At 72.2% G+C, this 18,408-nt stretch carries 18 protein-coding genes; 7 read left to right on the top strand and 11 right to left on the bottom strand.

Annotated features, from left to right (window positions below; genetic code table 11):
- Window positions 1–73: 73 nt before the first annotated feature.
- From ACZ4Z3_RS17450 to ACZ4Z3_RS17435, 4 genes are all read right to left on the bottom strand, one after another.
- A complete protein-coding gene (locus tag ACZ4Z3_RS17450) occupies window positions 74–1,018 on the bottom strand; it encodes a cytochrome c oxidase assembly protein (protein ID WP_468501793.1) in 945 nt (314 codons plus the stop codon).
- 106 nt (window positions 1,019–1,124) lie between these two features.
- Window positions 1,125–2,150 carry a 6-phosphofructokinase gene (locus tag ACZ4Z3_RS17445; protein ID WP_055540951.1) on the bottom strand — a complete coding sequence of 342 codons (1,026 nt, stop codon included), beginning with the start codon at window positions 2,148–2,150 and terminating at the stop codon, window positions 1,125–1,127.
- Between the two features lie 290 nt (window positions 2,151–2,440).
- A complete protein-coding gene (locus tag ACZ4Z3_RS17440) occupies window positions 2,441–3,169 on the bottom strand; it encodes a type 1 glutamine amidotransferase (RefSeq protein ID WP_055522331.1) in 729 nt (242 codons plus the stop codon).
- A 23-nt stretch (window positions 3,170–3,192) separates the two neighbouring features.
- On the bottom strand, window positions 3,193–4,431 hold the full coding sequence (locus ACZ4Z3_RS17435) for a Mur ligase family protein (protein WP_055715413.1): 1,239 nt from the start codon (window positions 4,429–4,431) through the stop codon (window positions 3,193–3,195).
- Window positions 4,432–4,583: 152 nt separating this feature from the next.
- Here ACZ4Z3_RS17435 and def point away from each other — a divergent pair, with 152 nt between their 5' ends.
- Complete coding sequence (gene def, locus ACZ4Z3_RS17430; RefSeq protein ID WP_468501792.1) at window positions 4,584–5,123, top strand: peptide deformylase; 540 nt, start codon at window positions 4,584–4,586, stop codon at window positions 5,121–5,123.
- Window positions 5,124–5,193: 70 nt separating this feature from the next.
- On the opposite strand, the gene ACZ4Z3_RS17425 is transcribed toward def, so the two are convergent.
- Window positions 5,194–5,841: a TetR/AcrR family transcriptional regulator gene (locus ACZ4Z3_RS17425; RefSeq protein ID WP_468501791.1), complete on the bottom strand. Its 648-nt coding sequence runs from the start codon at window positions 5,839–5,841 to the stop codon at window positions 5,194–5,196.
- A 167-nt stretch (window positions 5,842–6,008) separates the two neighbouring features.
- On the opposite strand from ACZ4Z3_RS17425, the gene ACZ4Z3_RS17420 reads away from it, so the two are divergent.
- On the top strand, window positions 6,009–7,235 hold the full coding sequence (locus tag ACZ4Z3_RS17420) for an acyl-CoA dehydrogenase family protein (protein WP_466799841.1): 1,227 nt from the start codon (window positions 6,009–6,011) through the stop codon (window positions 7,233–7,235).
- 46 nt (window positions 7,236–7,281) lie between these two features.
- On the opposite strand, the gene ACZ4Z3_RS17415 is transcribed toward ACZ4Z3_RS17420, so the two are convergent.
- The gene (locus ACZ4Z3_RS17415) at window positions 7,282–8,496 is read right to left on the bottom strand and encodes a cytochrome P450 (protein WP_468501790.1); all 1,215 of its coding nucleotides are present in this window, start codon (window positions 8,494–8,496) and stop codon (window positions 7,282–7,284) included.
- A 228-nt stretch (window positions 8,497–8,724) separates the two neighbouring features.
- On the opposite strand from ACZ4Z3_RS17415, the gene ACZ4Z3_RS17410 reads away from it, so the two are divergent.
- Window positions 8,725–9,387, top strand: a complete 663-nt coding sequence (locus tag ACZ4Z3_RS17410; RefSeq protein ID WP_468501789.1) for a thiaminase II/PqqC family protein — start codon at window positions 8,725–8,727, stop codon at window positions 9,385–9,387.
- A 21-nt stretch (window positions 9,388–9,408) separates the two neighbouring features.
- Here ACZ4Z3_RS17410 and ACZ4Z3_RS17405 read toward each other — a convergent pair whose 3' ends face one another.
- From ACZ4Z3_RS17405 to ACZ4Z3_RS17385, 5 genes are all read right to left on the bottom strand, one after another.
- On the bottom strand, window positions 9,409–9,648 hold the full coding sequence (locus tag ACZ4Z3_RS17405; RefSeq protein ID WP_055715409.1) for a DUF6213 family protein: 240 nt from the start codon (window positions 9,646–9,648) through the stop codon (window positions 9,409–9,411).
- Between the two features lie 25 nt (window positions 9,649–9,673).
- The gene (locus tag ACZ4Z3_RS17400) at window positions 9,674–11,059 is read right to left on the bottom strand and encodes an NADP-dependent succinic semialdehyde dehydrogenase (protein ID WP_468501788.1); all 1,386 of its coding nucleotides are present in this window, start codon (window positions 11,057–11,059) and stop codon (window positions 9,674–9,676) included.
- A 65-nt stretch (window positions 11,060–11,124) separates the two neighbouring features.
- Window positions 11,125–11,592, bottom strand: a complete 468-nt coding sequence (locus tag ACZ4Z3_RS17395) for an NUDIX hydrolase (RefSeq protein WP_468501787.1) — start codon at window positions 11,590–11,592, stop codon at window positions 11,125–11,127.
- Window positions 11,589–13,127 (bottom strand): ATP-dependent DNA ligase, encoded by a 1,539-nt coding sequence (locus ACZ4Z3_RS17390; protein ID WP_468501786.1) that lies wholly within the window; start codon window positions 13,125–13,127, stop codon window positions 11,589–11,591. Before ACZ4Z3_RS17390 ends, ACZ4Z3_RS17395 begins: the two co-directional genes overlap by 4 nt.
- Window positions 13,128–13,283: 156 nt before the next feature.
- The gene (locus ACZ4Z3_RS17385) at window positions 13,284–14,228 is read right to left on the bottom strand and encodes an NAD(P)/FAD-dependent oxidoreductase (protein WP_468501785.1); all 945 of its coding nucleotides are present in this window, start codon (window positions 14,226–14,228) and stop codon (window positions 13,284–13,286) included.
- Window positions 14,229–14,305: 77 nt separating this feature from the next.
- Here ACZ4Z3_RS17385 and ACZ4Z3_RS17380 point away from each other — a divergent pair, with 77 nt between their 5' ends.
- The 4 genes from ACZ4Z3_RS17380 to ACZ4Z3_RS17365 all read left to right on the top strand — a co-directional run bounded on the left by ACZ4Z3_RS17380 (window position 14,306) and on the right by ACZ4Z3_RS17365 (window position 18,241).
- Window positions 14,306–14,905, top strand: coding sequence for a helix-turn-helix domain-containing protein (locus ACZ4Z3_RS17380; RefSeq protein ID WP_468501784.1), 600 nt, complete (start codon window positions 14,306–14,308; stop codon window positions 14,903–14,905).
- A gap of 104 nt (window positions 14,906–15,009) precedes the next feature.
- Window positions 15,010–15,987 carry an NADPH:quinone oxidoreductase family protein gene (locus ACZ4Z3_RS17375; RefSeq protein WP_468501783.1) on the top strand — a complete coding sequence of 326 codons (978 nt, stop codon included), beginning with the start codon at window positions 15,010–15,012 and terminating at the stop codon, window positions 15,985–15,987.
- A complete protein-coding gene (locus ACZ4Z3_RS17370) occupies window positions 15,984–17,168 on the top strand; it encodes an acyl-CoA dehydrogenase family protein (RefSeq protein WP_468501782.1) in 1,185 nt (394 codons plus the stop codon). Before ACZ4Z3_RS17375 ends, ACZ4Z3_RS17370 begins: the two co-directional genes overlap by 4 nt.
- Window positions 17,165–18,241: an acyl-CoA dehydrogenase family protein gene (locus ACZ4Z3_RS17365; RefSeq protein WP_468501781.1), complete on the top strand. Its 1,077-nt coding sequence runs from the start codon at window positions 17,165–17,167 to the stop codon at window positions 18,239–18,241. The genes ACZ4Z3_RS17370 and ACZ4Z3_RS17365 overlap by 4 nt, the downstream gene beginning before the upstream one ends.
- The last annotated feature ends 167 nt before the right edge of the window (window positions 18,242–18,408 follow it).

The raw sequence follows: 18,408 nt of genomic DNA, 5'->3' as shown, positions 1-18,408 counted from the left end.
GTGCGGTCGTGGGGTCGAACAAAAGAATAGGGGTCACGGAAAGGGGGAGTGACCCCGAGACCACGAGAAGGGCTCAGCGGCCGCGTGCGTTGAGTGAGGCCAGATAGGCGTTGTACGCCTCGAGTTCCTTGTCGCCGTCCCGGTCGGCCGCCCGGTCCTTGCGCCGCGCCTGGCGCTGTTCGGAGCCGTACCACTGGAAGAGCAGCGCGAGCAGCACCAGCACGGACGGGATCTCGCTGAACGCCCACGCGATGCCGCCGGCCGCGTTCTGGTCGGCGAGCGCGTCGATGCCCAGCGACGCGGGCGGGTTCTCGTACGACCTCACCATCGGCGTGGACGCCATCATCAGCGCGATGCCGAAGAACGCGTGGAACGGCATGCCCGCGAACAGCTCCAGCATCCGCATCAGATAGCCCGGGCGGTGCGGGCCCGGGTCCACACCCATGATCGGCCAGAAGAAGAACAGGCCCACGGCGAGGAAGTGCACCATCATCGCGATGTGCCCCGGCCGGGACCCCATCAAAAAGTCGAACAGCGGGGTGAAGTACAGCGCGTACAGGCTCGCGATGAACATCGGGATCGTGAACGCCGGGTGTGTGACGATCCGCATGTACCAGCTGTGCAGGAACATCAGCAGCAGCTCACGGGGCCCCTTGCGGCCCTTGCCCGCCGTCGGCAGCGCCCGCAGCGCCAGGGTGATCGGCGCGCCCAGCAGCAGCAGGATCGGCGCCAGCATGCTGATCACCATGTGCTGCACCATGTGCACACTGAACATGACCATCCCGTAGTCGTTCAGCCGGGTGCACATCACCAGCAGGATCATCAGCACACCCGCGACGAACGCGACGGTCCGCCCCACCGGCCACTTGTCCCCGCGCCGGACGAGCCGGACGACGCCCCACGCGTACAGCGCGAGCGCCACGAGACAGCCGACCAGGAAGAACGGGTCCGCCGACCACCCGAGCCCCCGCCCCAGAGTGAAGGGCAGGAGATCCGTGCCGTGCCCGCTGTGATCCATTCCGCCGGCTCCTGATTCGTGGGGGTTGAGCGCTGTCTGTCCGGCACCAGACTAGAACCGCCCCCGGCCGCGTCGGCGACCGGGGGCGGTACAGCGCTCACCTCACTCAGAGCACGCACTCGGCTTCGTCGTACCGCTCCTCCGGAACGGTCTTCAGCGTCTCCACCGCCTCGGCGAGCGGCACCATCACGATGTCCGTCCCCCGCAGCGCGGTCATCCTGCCGAACTCCCCGCGGTGCACGGCCTCCACCGCGTGCCACCCGAAGCGCGTCGCCAGGACCCGGTCGTACGCGGTCGGCGTACCGCCCCGCTGTACATGCCCGAGGATGACCGGCCGCGCCTCCTTGCCGAGCCGGGCCTCCAGCTCGACGGAGAGCTGCCGGGCGATGCCGGCGAACCGCTCGTGCCCGTAGATGTCCTTGCCGCCCTCGTCGAAGTCCATGGACCCGGCCTTCGGCTTGGCGCCCTCGGCGGCCACGACGATCGCGAAGCGCTTGCCCGCCTCGAAGCGCTCGCCGACCCGCGCGGCCAGCTCCTCGATGTCGAAGGGCCGTTCCGGTACGACGATGGCGTGCGCGCCGGCCGCCATGCCGGAGTGGAGGGCGATCCAGCCGGTGTGGCGGCCCATGACCTCCACGACCAGCACACGCTGGTGGGACTCGGCAGTGGTCTTCAGCCGGTCCAGGGCCTCGGTGGCGACACCGACGGCCGTGTCGAACCCGAACGTCACATCGGTGACCGCGATGTCGTTGTCGATGGTCTTCGGCACGCCCACGACGGGCAGCCCGTTGTCCGACATCAGGCGGGCCGCCTTGAGCGTGCCCTCACCGCCGATCGGGATGATCGCGTCGAGGCCGAGCTCCGCGAGATGGCCCTTCGCCCGCTCCACACCGTCCCGCAGATGCGAGGGCTGGACGCGGGAGGAACCGAGGATCGTGCCGCCGCGAGCCAGGATGCCGCTCACCGCGTCGAGGTCGAGCTTGAGGTAGTCGCACTCCAGGAGGCCTTTCCAACCGTCCCGGAAGCCGATGACCTCGTCGCCGTGGTCGACGACGGCGCGGTGCACGACGGACCGGATGACGGCGTTCAGCCCGGGGCAGTCGCCGCCGGACGTGAGGACACCAATGCGCATAGCCCGAATTACCTTCTCAACGTGGGCAGGATCCGGACCACGCTGTCCGGCGGAATCCCCGCCACCCTACCGGCGCCGGGGGGCCGGACCGTAGCGGGCGTCCGCCTGCTGGACGCCCCCGCACAGGTGAGCGCACGCCTGGTCAGACGGGCTGTCACACCTGAGCGGGGGCGGTGTCAGACGGGCTTCGGTACGGGCACTGAGGAACCGTTTCTCAGGCTCCTCGGCCCGCCTCGCCGAAGGTGCGCGGACCTCGGCCGACGCCGTCCCGGCCGCTCCGCGCGCAGGCGTTACGCCGGCTCGGTGGCCGCCGCGATCCGCTCGTTGCGCAGAGCCTCGAACCAGCGGTCGTCGGTCGGCGGCAGCGCGTTGACGTCGAGCGCCAACTTCAGCAGCAGATCGGCGATCAGCGGGTTCCGGGCGAGCACCGGACCGTGCATGTAGGTGCCGAACACGGTGTCGTTGTACGCGCCCTCCGTGCCGTCGCCCGTGCCGTTGCCCTTGCCGAGCCGCACGTTCGCGAACGGGCGGGCGGTGGGGCCCAGGTGGGTGACGCCCTGGTGGTTCTCGAACCCGGTCAGCTGCGGCAGACCGAGACGCGGGTCGATGTCCGCGAGGACGTCGCCGACGCACCGCTCGCCCTCGCCGCGGACCGTGGTCACGTCGAGCAGGCCGAGGCCCGGCTCGCGCTGACCGAGGTCGTTGACGAACTCGTGGCCGAGGATCTGGTAGCCGGCGCACACCGCGAACACGATCGCGCCGTTGTTCACCGCCTGGTACAGATGCCCGTCGCGGCGCAGCCGCTCGGCGGCGAGCCGCTGCGGACGGTCCTCGCCGCCGCCGATCAGGTAGATGTCGCCGGAGGTCGGGATGGGCTGGTCGCTGCGCACGTCCAGCCGGGCCACGTCCAGGCCGCGCTGACGCGCCCGGCGCTCGACGACCAGCACGTTGCCCTGGTCGCCGTAGGTGCTGAGCAGGTCCGGGTAGACCCAGACGACCCGCAGGCTGTTGTCACTCATGAGTTCCCCTCGAGTCGTCGTGGTCAGTTGCCGACGCGGCGGCGCAGGTCCTGGAAGGCGGTGTAGTTCGCGATGACCTCGATCCGGCCCGGCGGGCACATCTGCACCGCCTGGTCGAGGCTGTCGCACACCTGGAAGTGCTGGTTCGCCACTTCCAGACGCACCGCGAGGTCGAGCTTCCGGTCGCCCAGCACGAAGATCGGGTGGCCGGTCAGCCGTGTGTAGTCGACGTCCCACAGCCAGGAGGTGTCGGTGCCGTCGGCGCCGCGCGCGTTCACCGACAGGATCACCGGCGACGGCGGCGGGTCGATCAGCGAGAACGTCTCCAGCCAGCCCGCCGGGTTCTTGGCGAGCAGCAGCCGCAGATCGCGCTGCATGAACTGCACCACGTCATAGCGTCCGGCGACGGCCTGCACCTGGTACATCCGTTCCAGTGCGACCTGCGGGGGGACCCCGAACACGGCGGCGACGGCGGCCGACGAGGCGGCGTTCGCCTTGTTGGCGCGGCCCGGCAGCTGCAGGTGGATCGGCCAGGCCGAACCGTGCGGGTCGAGGACGTGGTCGCCGGAGAGCGCCCAGCTCGGCGTGGGCCGGCGGAAACCGCACTCACCGCAGAACCAGTCGTCGCCCGGGCGCTGCATCACACCGCCGCACGACGGGCACGACCAGGCGTCGTCCTTCCACATCTGGCCGACGGCGACCCAGACCACGTTGGGGGAGGACGACGCGGCCCACACCACCAGCGGGTCGTCGCAGTTGGCGACGACGACGGACTTGGTGCCGGCCAGGCCCTCGCGCCAGGCCTCCGCCATCATGCGGGTCTCGGCGGCCCGGTCGAGCTGGTCGCGCGAGAGGTTGAGCAGCGCGATGCACTTGGGGTCCGTGTCCCGTGCGACACCGGCGAGGTACTTCTCGTCGACCTCGATGACGCCGAACTTGGCGTCGGAGTTGCCGGCGAGCGCCGACGTGATGCCCGCGGGCATGTTCGCGCCCAGCGCGTTCGACACGACGGGGCCCGCGGCGCGCAGCGCCTCCGCAATCAGCCGGGTCGTGGTCGTCTTGCCGTTGGTGGCGGAGACCAGCACGACGTCCAGGTTCTGCGCCAGTCGTGCGAGCAGATCGGGGTCGAGTTTGAGGGCCACCCGGCCGCCGATCACCGATCCGCTACCGCGTCCCGCGGCACGCGATGCCGCCGCGACCGCCTTGCCCGCCGTCACGGCCAGCTTGGCCCGCGGCGTCAGCGGGTCCGAGTTGCCTGCCATCAGTTCTCGATCCTCCTTGCGTACAGCGCCGCGCCCAGTCCCGGCAACGTGTGGACCAAAGCCTATCGAGATCCACTCACGCGCCCGAATCTCGCCGGGCCGCCGGCACCGGCGGGACCGGCGATATCGGGTCCGAACGTACTCTTGCGCCCATGCGAAGCGGCTCGATTCCCGGCGCCCGAGGGCGCGTTCTCCCCATGACACTGCTCGGGGACCCCGTCCTGCACGCCCCTGGTGAAGAAGTCACGGAGTTCGGTCCCGAACTGGAGCGGCTCGTGGAGGACATGTTCGCGACGATGTACGCGGCGCGGGGCGTGGGTCTGGCCGCGAACCAGGTGGGCCGGGCGCTGAGGGTGTTCGTGTACGACTGCCCGGACGACGAGGACGAGCGCCATCTCGGCCATGTGGTGAACCCGCGGCTGGTGTCGGCGGACGGGATCCTGCTGCGCGGGCCGGAGGGCTGTCTGTCGCTGCCCGGGCTGGAGGCCGGGGTAGAACGGTACGACGAGGCCGTGGTGGAGGGGTACACGGTCGACGGGGACCGCGTACGGGTGCCGGGGACCGGGTTCTTCGCGCGGTGCCTCCAGCACGAGTGCGATCACCTCGACGGCCGGGTGTACGTGGACCACCTGTCGGGATGGCGCCGCTCCCGGGTGCGGCGGAAGATCGCGAAGGCGCCGTGGGGCGGCTGACATGCCGGCGGGCGCGGGTACGCCGTCGCTGGTCGCGCGGCGCACCGCGCCCTTTCCGGCGCGGCCGGGGTCAGAAGCCCGGGCCGCCCACCTTGTCGCCCGCGGCCGCCAGGCGGCCCCACAGGAGGTCGGCCATGCTGCGGACCAACTCGGCCCTGCTGCAGGGGCGTTCGCCGAGCCACCAGTCGCCCGCGGCGTGCATCATGCCCACGATGCCGTGGCCCCAGATCCGTGCGAGCCGGCGGCTGTCGGGGCCGAGGTCGAGGCGGTCCTCTATGACCTTGCCCAGTTCCTCGCCCATGCGCCGCAGCAGGGGCGCGGAGAGCTTGCCGACGTCGAAGCCCTGGTCGCCCCCGGGCTGGCCGCCCTCGGCGGGATGCATCAGGAAGCGGTACACCTGGGGGCGGGCCTCGATGGCCGCGAGATAGGTGTCGAGGGTCGCCTCGACGCGTTCCCGGCGCTCCGCCGGGGCGTCCAGGGCGGCCCGCAGGGAGTCCAGGAGGGCATCGGTGTGACGCTGGGCGAGCGCGGCGTAGAGTCCGCCCTTGTCGCCGAAGTGGCGGTAAAGGATGGGCTTGGTGATGCCCGCCTCGGCGGCGATGGCGTTCATCGACGCCCCGGGGCCGTCGCGGAGCACCACACGGTCCGCGGCCTCCAGCAGCTCGCGCCGACGGCGGTCGGCGGACCGTTCCTGGTCGGTCGACTGCGTGGTGTCCATGTCTCTCCCCCAGTACAGATTTCGGTGACGCCTGCGCAAAGTAGCACTGACGGACACGTCGCGATCGAACGGGCTACCGAGGGCGACCCGGGAGTTGACTTTTCCTACCGACCGGTAACAGACTCGCGTTACCGCAGGTAACATCTTAGTGCAGTGCTGGAGGCGTCATGGCCGAGTTCACGATGGAACTCAACGAGGAACAGCGAGAGGTCCGCGACTGGCTGCACGGATTCGCCGCCGATGTGATCCGGCCCGCGGCCGCCGAGTGGGACGAGCGCGAGGAGACGCCCTGGCCGGTCATCCAGGAGGCAGCCAAGGTCGGCATCTACTCCCTCGACTTCTACGCCCAGCAGTACTTCGACCCCACCGGCCTCGGCATCCCGATGGCCATGGAGGAGCTGTTCTGGGGTGACGCCGGCATCGCGCTGTCCATCGTCGGCACCGGCCTCGCCGCGGTGGGCGTCCTCGCCAACGGCACCGAGGAGCAGATCGGCACCTGGATCCCCCAGATGTACGGCGACGTCAACGACGTCAAGGTGGCCGCGTTCTGCTCCTCCGAGCCCGACGCCGGCTCCGACGTCGCCTCCATGCGCACCCGCGCGGTCTACGACGAGGCCAAGGACGAGTGGGTCCTCAACGGCACGAAGACCTGGGCGACCAACGGCGGCATCGCCAACGTCCACGTCGTGGTGGCCGTGGTCGACGCCGAACTCGGCTCCAAGGGCCACGCGTCCTTCATCGTCCCGCCGAACACGCCCGGCCTGTCCCAGGGCCAGAAGTTCAAGAAGCACGGCATCCGTGCCTCCCACACCGCCGAGGTCGTCCTGGAGGACGTGCGCGTCCCCGGCTCCTGCCTCCTCGGCGGCAAGGAGAAGCTCGACGAGCGCCTGGCGCGGGCCCGCGAGCGGGCCAAGGCCGGCGGCGAGCGGGTGAAGAACGCGGCGATGGCCACGTTCGAGGCGAGCCGGCCCGCCGTCGGGGCCATGGCCGTGGGCACCGCCCGCGCCGCCTACGAGGTCGCTCTGGAGTACGCCAAGACCCGCGAGCAGTTCGGGCGGCCGATCATCGACAACCAGGGCGTCGCGTTCCAGCTGGCGGACATGCGGACGTCCGTGGACGCGGCCCGGCTGCTGGTGTGGCGGGCCTCCTGGATGGCGATCAACGGCAAGCCGTTCACCGCCGCCGAGGGGTCGCAGTCGAAGCTGTTCGCCAGCGAGACGGCGAAGAAGGTGACGGCGCAGGCCCTGCAGATCCTCGGCGGCAACGGCTACACCCGGGAGTACCCGGTGGAGCGCATGCACCGGGACGCGGCCATCTACACGATCTTCGAGGGGACGAGCGAGATCCAGCGGCTGGTGATCGCCCGCACCGTCTCGGGGATGTCCATCCGATAGCACTCCGGGACCGTCGTGGGACGCGCCGCGCCCCCCGGGGTGACGGTCACCAGGTGACCGGGAGGGCCTCCGGGCCGCGGATCAGGGCGTCGCGCCGCCAGCGGACCTCGGCGGGCGGCACCGCCGGCCGCAGACTCGGCACCCGGTCGAGGAGCGCGTCCACGACCAGTTCGGCCTCCAGCCGGGCCAGGCCGGCGCCCACGCACGCATGGGCGCCGTGCCCGAAGGCCAGATGGGGGTTCGGGTCGCGGTCGAAGTCGATGCGCTCGGGGTCGGGGAAGACCTCCGGGTCACGGTTGGCGGCCAGGTACGACACATAGACCGGCTCGCCGGCCCGGATGCGGACACCGTGGAGGACCACGTCCTCCAGGGCGATCCGGGACAGGCCGACGGCGTTGCGGTGCGGGACGTACCGCAGCAGTTCCTCGACGGCGCGCGGCCGCAGCCCGGGCTCCTCGCGCAGCCGTGCGAGCAGGTCGGGGCGGCTCAGCAGCACGAAGCACATCCGGCCCGTGTTGTGGGTGAGGGCCTCACCGCCGATCTGCAGGGAACCGGCCAGCGCCGGTGCCTCCTCCTCGGTGATGTCCCCCCGGGCCACGGCCGCGCCGAGCAGGGAGACGACGTCGTCCCCGCCGGAGTCCCGGTGCTCGGCGACGGCCTTCGCGAAGTACGCCGTCATGTCCCGCTCGGCCCGTTCACCGGCCTCGACGCCGTCCGTCAGGGACAGGATCCGCCGGGTCCGTACCCGCATCTCCTCGCGGTCCGTCTCGGGGACGCCCATCAGGTCACTGATCACGGTGACCGCGAACGGCTCCAGCACCCGCGCGACGAGGTCCGCGGGCGGGCCGTCGCGCAGCATCGCGTCCACCGTCGCCTCCAGCTTCCGCCGCGCCGTCGCCCGCAGCCGGGCGATGCCCGGGGCGTCGAAGGCGGGGGCGAGCGCGCGGCGCAGCCGGGCGTGGTCCGGCGTGTCGGCCAAGGCCATCGCGCCGGGCCGCGGGGCGAAGTGCGGCGCCCACCGGGTGACCTGACGGCCGGCCACCTCCGCCCGGCTGAACCGGGGGTCGTCCGTCACCAGACGTACGTCGTCGTGGCGGGTCAGCAGCCATGCCCAGCCCTCGCCGTTGGGCAGCTGGATCCGGTTGATCGGGCCCTCCCGCATCAGCTCGGCCAGCACGGGGTCGAAGTCGACCCCGGTCAGCCTCAGGACGGGCCAGTGCCGTACCGGCGGGGCGCCCAGGGTCTCTTCGCTCGTCGTCATGTGTCGCCACGCATGGGAACGCCTGCTTTCGCTGTCCGGAAGGGGCCTTCGGCCGGGGCACGCGGTGAGGGGGTGGAGTACCCACGATCACCCGTCGGCCCGGCGATCTCGCGCCGGACTACTCCGGACCGGCGAACCGGACGGACCACCGCCCCCTACTCCGGACCGGGCGGTCGTGCCATGGTCGAGGAGGCACAGCGCCGCCGCCGGAACCGACGGGAGTACGCCATGACGCGCACGGCAGGGCACCTGCTGGACACCCTCACCGCGAAACTGGCCCCCGACCCCGACGACAACCCCCTGCTGCCGCTCATCGCGGCCGGGACGGCCGACCGCGCCACCCTCGCCGTACTGGCCCTGGAACAGCACCTGGTGATCGCCTCCGACCACCGCTCCTTCGCCCGTCTGGCCCAGCGGGCGGCGACCGAGGCCCCCGCGAGCGCCGCCTTCTTCCGGCTGCTCGCGGACGGCGAGGCCGTCGCGGCCGGCCATCTGACGGTGTTCGCGCGGGCTTGCGGCGTGGACGAGGAACGGGCCGCCGCCCATGAACCGCTGCCGGGCTGCCAGGCCTACCCGTCGTACGTCGCCCGCCTGGCGCTGGAGGCCGCGCCGGCCGACGCGGTCCTCGCCCTGACCGCCAACTTCGCCTCCTGGGGCGGCTACTGCGCCACGATCGCGCGCGCCCTGCGTGACCACTACGACCTCACCGACGACGCGTGCGCGTTCTTCGACTTCTTCGCCGAGCCGTCCCCCGACCTGGACAAGAGCGCACGGACGGCCGTGGAGGAGGGATGGGAGGCGGGCCGGCTCGACGAGAGGCTGGCCCAGCGCCACGGCCGACTGCTGCAGAGGTATGAATCCATGTTCTGGAGCACACTCGCCCGCCTGTGAGAGGAGGCGGGAGGGGGCGGCTCAGCCGGAGACGGCCCCACTGCTGTGCGCGATGCACGCCACGTCGATACGGTCGGCCAGCTTCGCCAGCTCGATCGTCAGCGCGGCCACCGTGTCCTCGTCCAGGTCGTCCGCGCCCGCCTCCACCAGGTGCAGCCACCGTCCGCCCAGCGTTCGCAGCAGCTTGCTGACATCGGCGGCGGCCACCTGGAGGGTCCCGCGGTCGTCGACGATCAGAGGCAGAGTCACTTCGCGGTTCACAACGGGGATGGTAACCGCGGAAGGCTCACGCCCCGTGCCACACGGTGGTGATGTTGCAGAACTCCCGGATTCCGTGTCCGGACAGCTCACGTCCGTAGCCCGACCGCTTGACCCCGCCGAACGGGAATGCCGGGTGTGAGGCGGTCATTCCGTTGACGAAGACGCCTCCCGCGTCGAGGTCCCGTACGAAGCGGTCGACCTCGGCCGGGTCCTGTGTCCACACGTTCGAGCTGAGCCCGAACGGCGTGTCGTTGGCGATTGCGATCGCTTCGTCGAGGTCGGCGACCCGGTACAGGGTGGCGACAGGACCGAAGGTCTCCTCGCGGTGGACGCGCATCTCGGGGGTGATGTCGGCGAGGACGGTCGGCGGGTAGAACCAGCCGGGCCCGTCCGGGCGCTCCGCGCCGCACAGCACCGTGGCACCGCTCTCCACGGCCTCGTCGACCAGGCCCTCCAGGTCCTCGCGGCCCTGTTCGCTGGAGAGCGGCCCGACGTCGGTGTCCTCGTCCAGCGGGTCGCCGACCTTCAGCGCCCTCATGCCCTCGACGAAACGCTCGGCGAAGGCGTCGTACACGTCTTCGTGCACGATGAACCGCTTGGCGGCGATACAGGACTGACCGGTGTTCTGCGCGCGCGCCGTCACCGCGGTGCTCGCCGCGCGGTCGACGTCAGCGGACGGCATCACGATGTACGGGTCGCTGCCGCCCAGCTCCAGCACCGTCTTCTTGATCTCGTCACCGCCGACGGAGGCCACGGACCGGCCCGCGGGCTCGCTGCCCGTGAGGGTGGCGGCCCGGACCCGAGGGTCGCGCAGGACGCCCTCGACGGCGCCGGACCCGATGAGCAGGGTCTGGAAGCAGCCCTCGGGGAAGCCCGCCCGGCGGAACAGGTCCTCCAGGTAGAGGGCGGTCTGCGGGACGTTCGAGGCGTGCTTGAGCAGGCCCACGTTGCCGGCCATCAGGGCGGGCGCGGCGAAGCGGATCACCTGCCACAGCGGGAAGTTCCACGGCATCACCGCGAGGACCGGGCCGAGCGGGCGGTAGCGGACCAGGACGCGGGAGGCGCCGGAGTCCTTCACGTCCGCGTCGGAGGGCTCCACGTCGGTGAGCAGGACCTCCGCGTGCTCGGCGTACCAGCGCATCGCCTTCGCGCACTTGGCGACCTCGGCGCGGGCCTGCTTGACCGGCTTGCCCATCTCGGTCGTCATGACGCGGGCGACGTCCTCCGCGTCCTCCTCCAGGAGGTCGGCGGCCCGGCGCAGCAGCCGGGCGCGTTCCGCGAACGACGTCGTCCGGTAGCTGCGGAACGTGCGGTCGGCCGTCGCGAGCCGACGCTCGATCTCCTCCTCACCCAGGGCCTCGTACGTCTTGAGCGTCTCGCCGCTCGCCGGATTCACCGTCGCGATGGGCATGCCTGACCTCCTGCGTGGGCTGTCCCTCGACCTTCCCGCGCGGCGACGCGCGCCGCAACGCGGGCTCAGCCCGAGTGCTCAGCCAGCCGGTCGAGAAACTCGGTCTGCGCCTTCACGAGCACCGCGCGGGCCCGCTCCAGGTCGCACCACTCCACCCGGTCCAGTTCGGGAAACTCCTGGATCCGCCCCGACCGGGGCGGCCACTCCATCCGGAAGGTCCCCGGCACCACCGTCGACGGGTCCAGGTCGGCCTCGATCGCCCACGCCGTGACGATCTTGCCGTTGGTCTGCCGCACCTCGCCGAGGGGTACGGCCTCCCCGTCGGGCGGCTCCAGCCCCAGCTCCTCACGGAACTCGCGGCGCGCCGCCTCCCAGGCGGGCTCGTCGGCCTCGTACTCGCCCTTGGGCACCGTCCACGCGCCCGCGTCCTTCCGCTCGAAGTACGGGCCGCCCATGTGCCCCAGCAGCACCTCGACGCCGTGCTCGGTGCGGCGGTACAGCAGCAGACCGGCACTGCGCCTGGGTGTCGTCACCGGGTGACCTCCGGGTGTGCGGCGAGCAGGGTCTCGACCGTATCGGCTTCGGCGGGGGTCTTGTCCTCCCGATAGCGGATCACGCGCGCGAAACGGAGGGTGACACCGGCCGGATAGCGGGTCGAGCGCTGGAGGCCGTCGTAGGCGATCTCGACGACGAGTTCGGGACGGACGGTCACACCCCAGCGTTTCTCCTCGACGACCAACTCCCGCAGCCGCTCGGTCTGCCAGGTCAGCATCGCGTCGGTCATGCCCTTGAAGGTCTTGCCGAGCATCGCGAAGCCCCCGTCGGCGGTACGGGCGCCGAGGTGGAGGTTGGAGAGCTTGCCGGTGCGCCGCCCGTGGCCCCACTCCGCGGCCAGCACCACCAGGTCGAGGGTGTGCACGGGCTTCACCTTCAGCCAGGAGGCGCCCCGGCGGCCCGCGCTGTAGGCGGCGTCCAGGGCCTTCAGCACGACCCCTTCGTGGCCCCGCGCGAGCGTGTCCGCGAGGAAGCGCTCCGCCTCGGCGAGGTCGTCGGGGCCGTGCACGAGGGTGCGCCGGACCCGCATCGGCTCCGGGACGAGCCGGGCCAGCTCGGCGTGGCGTTCGGTGAACGGCAGGTCGAGGAGGTCCCGGCCGTCCATGGAGAGCACGTCGAAGAAGACCGGCGACACCGGCACCTGCTCGGCCGCCGTCGCCACGTCCAGCCGTGAGCCGACCCGCCCGGCGGTCTCCTGGAAGGAACGCGGCCGTCCCGTCTCGTCGAACGCGATCACCTCCCCGTCGAGGATGAACCGCTCGTCCCGCAACTCCAGCGCCGCCGCCGTCAGTTCGGGGAGGCGGTCGGTGATGTCGTCGAGGGTCCGCGTGTACAGGCGTACGTCGGGGCCGTCACGGTGGACCTGGACGCGGATGCCGTCCAGCTTCTCCTCGACCGCGCAGGCGCCCAGCTTCTGCACGGCCTCCGCGACCGAGGAGGCGCTGTGCGCCAGCATCGGCAGGACGGGCCGCCCCACCGTGAGCCGGAAACGCTCCAGGGCCGGTGGGCCGTCCGCGAGCAGCGCCTGCGCCACCGTCTGGAGCGAGCCGGCGAGCATCACCGCCCGGCGGACGTCGGCGGGGGGCGCGCCCGTCGCCGAGGCCAGGCCCTCGACGGCCACCGCGTCCAGCGCGCCCTGCCGGACCTCGCCCGTGAGCAGCCCGAACAGATAGCGCTGCTCGACGTCGGTGGCCCGGGCGAGCAACTCGCCCAGGAGACGCCGGCGTTCCGCCTGCGAGCCGGTGCCCGTGACACCGCCGATCTCCGTGAGACGGGCGTCGACGTCGCGTACGGCCAGGGTGGGCTCGACGGCGGGGGCGATGTCCTGGTCGAGGACCTTCCAGCCGATGCCGAGCCGGCCCTGGGGGAGACGTCCCGCGAGGTACGGGATGACGATCGGCACGTCTTCGGCGTCCGCCTCCCGGAACAGCTCGGCGAGCAGAGCGGTCTTGCGGGAGCGGGCCGAGGTGGCGGCTACCTGGTGGGACAGGTGGGCTAGCTGGGCGAACAGCATGCAGCCATGGTCCTACGGAGTCCGGTCGGGCGCCTATTGGGTGGGGGTGCGGGGGTGCGGCGGTGGGCGCGGTGTGTGGGGGCTGGTCGCGCAGTTCCCCGCTCCCCTCGATGGCCCTTCGGGCCGATCGTTCGCGCAGTTCCCCGCGCCCCTCCTTCACGCCGGTCGGTGCCTGTCCAGATCTGTCATCAGGAGGTCTCCGTTGATCGTGGCTCCTGCTCGGTAACCGGAGGAGGCTGCGTTGATGACCTGTTCGGAGAAGGCCAGGGCGTTGCCCGCTGCCCAGATGCCGGGGATCGAGGTCCGGCCGGTCGCGTCCACCACGGGGTAGGCGCCGAAGGGGGTCTCGTGGAGGTCAGCGCCCAGGTGTTCGAGGAGGGCGGTCTGGGGGAGGGGTCGGGGGGCGGCGAAGAGGACTTGGCGGGGGTGGGTGGTGCCGTCGGCGAGGCGGACGCCGGTGAGGCGGTCGGCCTCGGTCAGCACGGCCGCCACCTCGCCGGGGACGACCTGGACACCGGCCGCGGCGAGCCGGCGGAGGTCGTCGTCGGAGAGGTCGGTCTCGGGGACGGTGTGCAGGAACAGGGTGACGTCCTTGGACCACTGGGACACCATCAGGGCCTGGTGCACGCTCATGGGGGTGGTGGCGAGCACGCCGAAGGCCTGGTCCCGCACCTCCCAGCCGTGGCAGTACGGGCAGTGCAGGACGTCCCGTCCGAAGCGCTCGGCGAGGCCGGGGACCGGCGGCAGCTCGTCCTGGAGGCCGGTGGCGACGACCAGGCGCCGGGCGTGGAAGGTCCGGCCGTCGGCCAGGGTGACCGCGAAAGCGGCGTCGTCCGCGTCCTCGTCGCGGGTGACGTCGACCGCCCGGCCCCGGACGAGGTCGACGCCGTACCGGGCGATCTCCTCGCGGCCCACGGCGAGGAGCTCCTGCGGCGGCATGCCGTCCCGCGAGAGGTAGCCCTGCATGTGGGCGGCGGGCGCGTTGCGGGGCTCCCCGGCGTCGACGACCAGGGTCCGGCGGCGGGCTCGGCCGAGGACCAGGGCCGCGGACAGTCCTGCCGCGCCGCCGCCGATCACGATCACTTCGTACTGCTGGGTCATGGTGACCACCTCCAAGGAAAAGGTCGCCCGAGCGCTGCCGTATTGACAAACCTCTTTGCCGAAACTGCAATGGCCGCATGAGCGAGAAGAGTGACGGGGCGAGCGGCACGGACGAGGTGCTCGCCGGGGTCGGGCCGAGGCTGCGGGCCCTGCGGAAGGACCGGGAGGTGACGCTCGCGGGCCTGTCCGAGGCGACCGGGATCTCCGTGAGCACCCTCTCCCGCCTGGAGTCGGGGCTGCGCAAGCCCAGCCTGGAGCTGCTGCTCCCGATCGCGCGGGCCCACCAGGTCCCGCTGGACGAGCTGATCGGGGAGCCGCCCGTCGGAGATCCGCGGGTCCGGTCCAAGCCCATCGTGCGGCACGGGCGCACGTACTGGCCGCTCACCCGCCAGCCGGGCGGCCTCCAGGCCTTCAAGGTGCGCGTCGAGCCGGAGGGGCAGCAGGTCCCCGAGCCGCGCACCCACGAGGGGTACGAGTGGCTGTACGTGCTCTCCGGGAAGCTCCGCGTGGTGCTCGGCGAGCACGATGTGGTGCTGACCGCGGGGGAGGCCGCCGAGTTCGACACCCGGGTGCCGCACTGGTTCGGGGCGGCGGGCGAAGCGCCGGCGGAGTTCCTCAGCCTGTTCGGGCCGCAGGGGGAGCGGATGCACGTCCGGGCCAAGCCCGCCCGCCCGTGACGCACGCTACTGTCCGCCGACTGTTCCCCGGAGGGCAAGCGACCGCTTAGTATGCGGATGTCAGTCGACCCCGGTCCGACGAAGCTGTCCCGTGGAGGCACCGCATGCAGGCATGGCAAGTGCACGAGAACGGCGAGCCGAGCGAGGTGATGCGGCTCCAGGACGTGGAGCGGCCCACGCCCGGCGACGGCCAGGTCCTGCTGAAGGTGCGCGCCGCGAACATCAACTTCCCGGACGTCCTGATGGCCCGGGGCCACTACCAGGTCCGCCCGCCGCTGCCGTTCACGCCAGGCGTGGAGATCTGCGGCGAGACCGAGGACGGCCGCCGGGTCATCGCCACCCCGGCGCTGCCGTACGGCGGCTTGGCCGAGTACGCCGTGGCGGACGCCGCTGCCCTGCTGCCGGCGCCCGACGCGCTGGACGACGCGGAGGCCGCCGCCCTGCACATCGGCTACCAGACGGGCTGGTTCGGCCTCCACCGCCGGGCCCGCCTCGAAGCGGGGGAGACGCTGCTCGTCCACGCTGCCGCAGGAGGGGTCGGCAGCGCGGCCGTGCAGCTCGGGAAGGCGGCCGGCGCCACGGTCATCGGGGTCGTCGGCGGCGCCGACAAGGCCGCCGTCGCCCGGGAGCTGGGCTGCGACGTGGTGGTGGACCGGCGGAGCGAGGACGTCGTCTCCGCCGTCAAGGACGCCACCGGAGGGCGGGGCGCAGACGTGATCTACGACCCCGTGGGCGGCGAGGCCTACACGCAGTCGACCAAGGTCGTCGCCTTCGAGGGCCGGATCGTGGTCGTCGGCTTCGCCAGTGGGACCATCCCGAGCCCCGGCCTCAACCACGCCCTCGTCAAGAACTACTCGATCCTCGGCCTGCACTGGGGCCTGTACAACACCAGGAACCCGAAGCTGGTCCAGCACTGCCACGAACAGCTCACCGAACTGGCGGCGCGTGGCGTCGTCAAGCCCCTGGTGAGCGAGCGGGTGCCGCTCGACGGGGCCGCGTCCGCCGTCCAGCGCGTCGCGGACGGTGTCACCACCGGTCGGGTCGTCGTGGTGCCCGCACCGGAGAACGGAGCCGCCGCATGACCGACGCAGCCGAACTGAGGCGCCGCACCGCCGAGTTGTTGGCCGCGCACCCGCCCGCCACCACCGACCGCCTGGACTTCCTGCGCGCCCGCTTCGACGCCGGGCTCGCCTGGGTGCACTACCCGGAGGGCCTCGGCGGCCTCGGCGCCCCCCGCTCCCTCCAGGCCGTCGTGGACGCGGACCTGGCGGCGGAGGGCGCCCCCGACAACGACCCGCGGCGGATCGGCATCGGCCTCGGCATGGCCGCGCCGACGATCCTCGCCTACGGCACCGAGGAGCAGAAGCGGCGCTTTCTGCGGCCCCTGTGGACCGGGGAGGAGGTCTGGTGCCAGCTGTTCAGCGAGCCCGGCGCCGGATCCGACCTCGCCGCGCTCGGCACCCGCGCCGTCCGCGAGGACGGGGGAGACTGGGTGGTCAACGGGCAGAAGGTGTGGACGTCCAGCGCCCATGTCGCCCGCTGGGCCATCCTCATCGCCCGCACCGACCCGGACGTGCCCAAGCACCGGGGCATCACCTACTTCCTCTGCGACATGACCGACCCCGGCATCGAGGTCCGGCCGCTGCGGCAGATCACCGGCGAGGCCGAGTTCAACGAGGTCTTCATCACCGACGTCCGCATCCCCGACTCCCGCCGCCTCGGCGACGTCGGCGACGGCTGGAAGGTCGCCCAGACCACCCTCAACAACGAACGCGTCGCCATCGGCGGTATGCGGCTGCCCCGCGAGGGCGGCATGATCGGCCCCGTCTCCAGGACCTGGCGCGAACGGCCCGAGCTGCGCACCCACGACCTCCACCAGCGGCTGCTCAAGCTGTGGGTCGAGGCCGAGGCCGCCCGCCTCACCGCCGAGCGGCTGCGCCAGCAGCTCGTCGCCGGACAGCCCGGCCCCGAGGGCGCCGGCATGAAGCTCGCCTTCGCCCGCCTCAACCAGGAGATCAGCGGCCTGGAGGTCGAACTCCGCGGCGAGGAGGGCCTGCTGTACGACGACTGGACCATGCGCCGCCCCGAGCTGGTCGACTTCGTCGGCCGCGACGCCGGCTACCGCTACCTCCGCTCCAAGGGCAACAGCATCGAGGGCGGGACCACCGAGGTCCTGCTGAACATCGTCGCCGAACGCGTCCTGGGCCTGCCCCCTGAGCCGCGCACCGACAAGGACGTCGCCTGGAAGGACCTCGCCCGATGACCGACCTTCTGTACTCGGAGGAGGAAGAGGCCCTCCGCGCGGCCGTCCGTGAGCTGCTCGCCGACCACTGCGACGCGCCCGGAGTCATCGCCCGAGTGGAGACGGACGCCCCGCACGACCCGGCGGCCTGGAAGGCGCTCGCCGAGGGCATGGGCCTCGCCGGACTCCTCGTGCCCGAGGACCGGGGCGGCCAGGGCGCCACCCACCGCGAGGCCGCCGTCGTCCTGGAGGAGCTGGGGCGTGCCGTCGCCCCCCTGCCGTACCTGACGAGCGCCGTCGTCGCCACCGAGGCCCTGCTGGCCTGCGCCGACGACGACCTGCTCGCCGAGCTGGCCTCCGGCCGCAGGATCGGCGCCCTCGCCGTCGCGCTGAACGTCCCCGCCGGCGGCGCCTACAAGGTCGTACGGTTCGAGGGCGGCGCCCTGCACGGCGAGCTGACCGGCATCGCGGACGCGGCCGTCGCCGATGTGCTGCTCGTCCCCGCCGACGACGGCGGGCTGTACGCGGTCGACGCCCCCGCCGCGACCGTCACCCCGCAGCCGTCCCTGGACCTGACCCGGCCCCTGGCGACGGTCACCCTCGACGGGGCGCCCGGCCGCCTCCTCGGCGACGCCGAACCCGCCGTGCGCCGGGCCCTGCGCGCCGGGGCCGGGCTGCTCGCCTCCGAGCAGCTCGGGCTCGCCGACTGGTCTCTGACCGAGACGGTCCGCTATCTCAAGGAACGCAAGCAGTTCAACCGGCCCGTCGGCGGCTTCCAGGCGCTCAAGCACCGGCTGGCGCAGCTGTGGCTGGAGGTCGTCAACCTGCGGGCAGCCGCCCGCAACGCGGCCGACGCGCTCGCCACCGGCGGCGACGACATCGACGTGGCGGTCGCCGTCGCCCAGGCGTTCGCCGCGCCCGTGGCCGTGCACGCGGCCGAGGAGGCACTGCAACTCCACGGCGGCATCGGCATGACCTGGGAGCACCCGGTCCACCTGTACCTCAAGCGGGCCAAGGCCGACGCGATCGCGTACGGCACCGCGGGCGCCCACCGGGAGGCACTGGCCGAACTGGTCGACCTGCGGGCACCCTGAGCCACCGCCGGCCACCCTCGGCCGGCGTCAGCCATCGACGGAAGGCGCCACGGCAGCACGCGGAAGCACGCGGCAGCATGCGGAAGCATGCGGAGAGCCCGTCCCACCTGGGGCGGGCTTTTCCGCGTGCCCCGCCTGGACGGGGTGAACGCACGGCGGCGGTCCGG

It is taken from the genome of Streptomyces sp. NPDC030296 (assembly GCF_055572815.1).
Note: the sequence above shows the minus strand (reverse complement) of the source record. Positions and strands in the feature narration are given on the sequence as shown.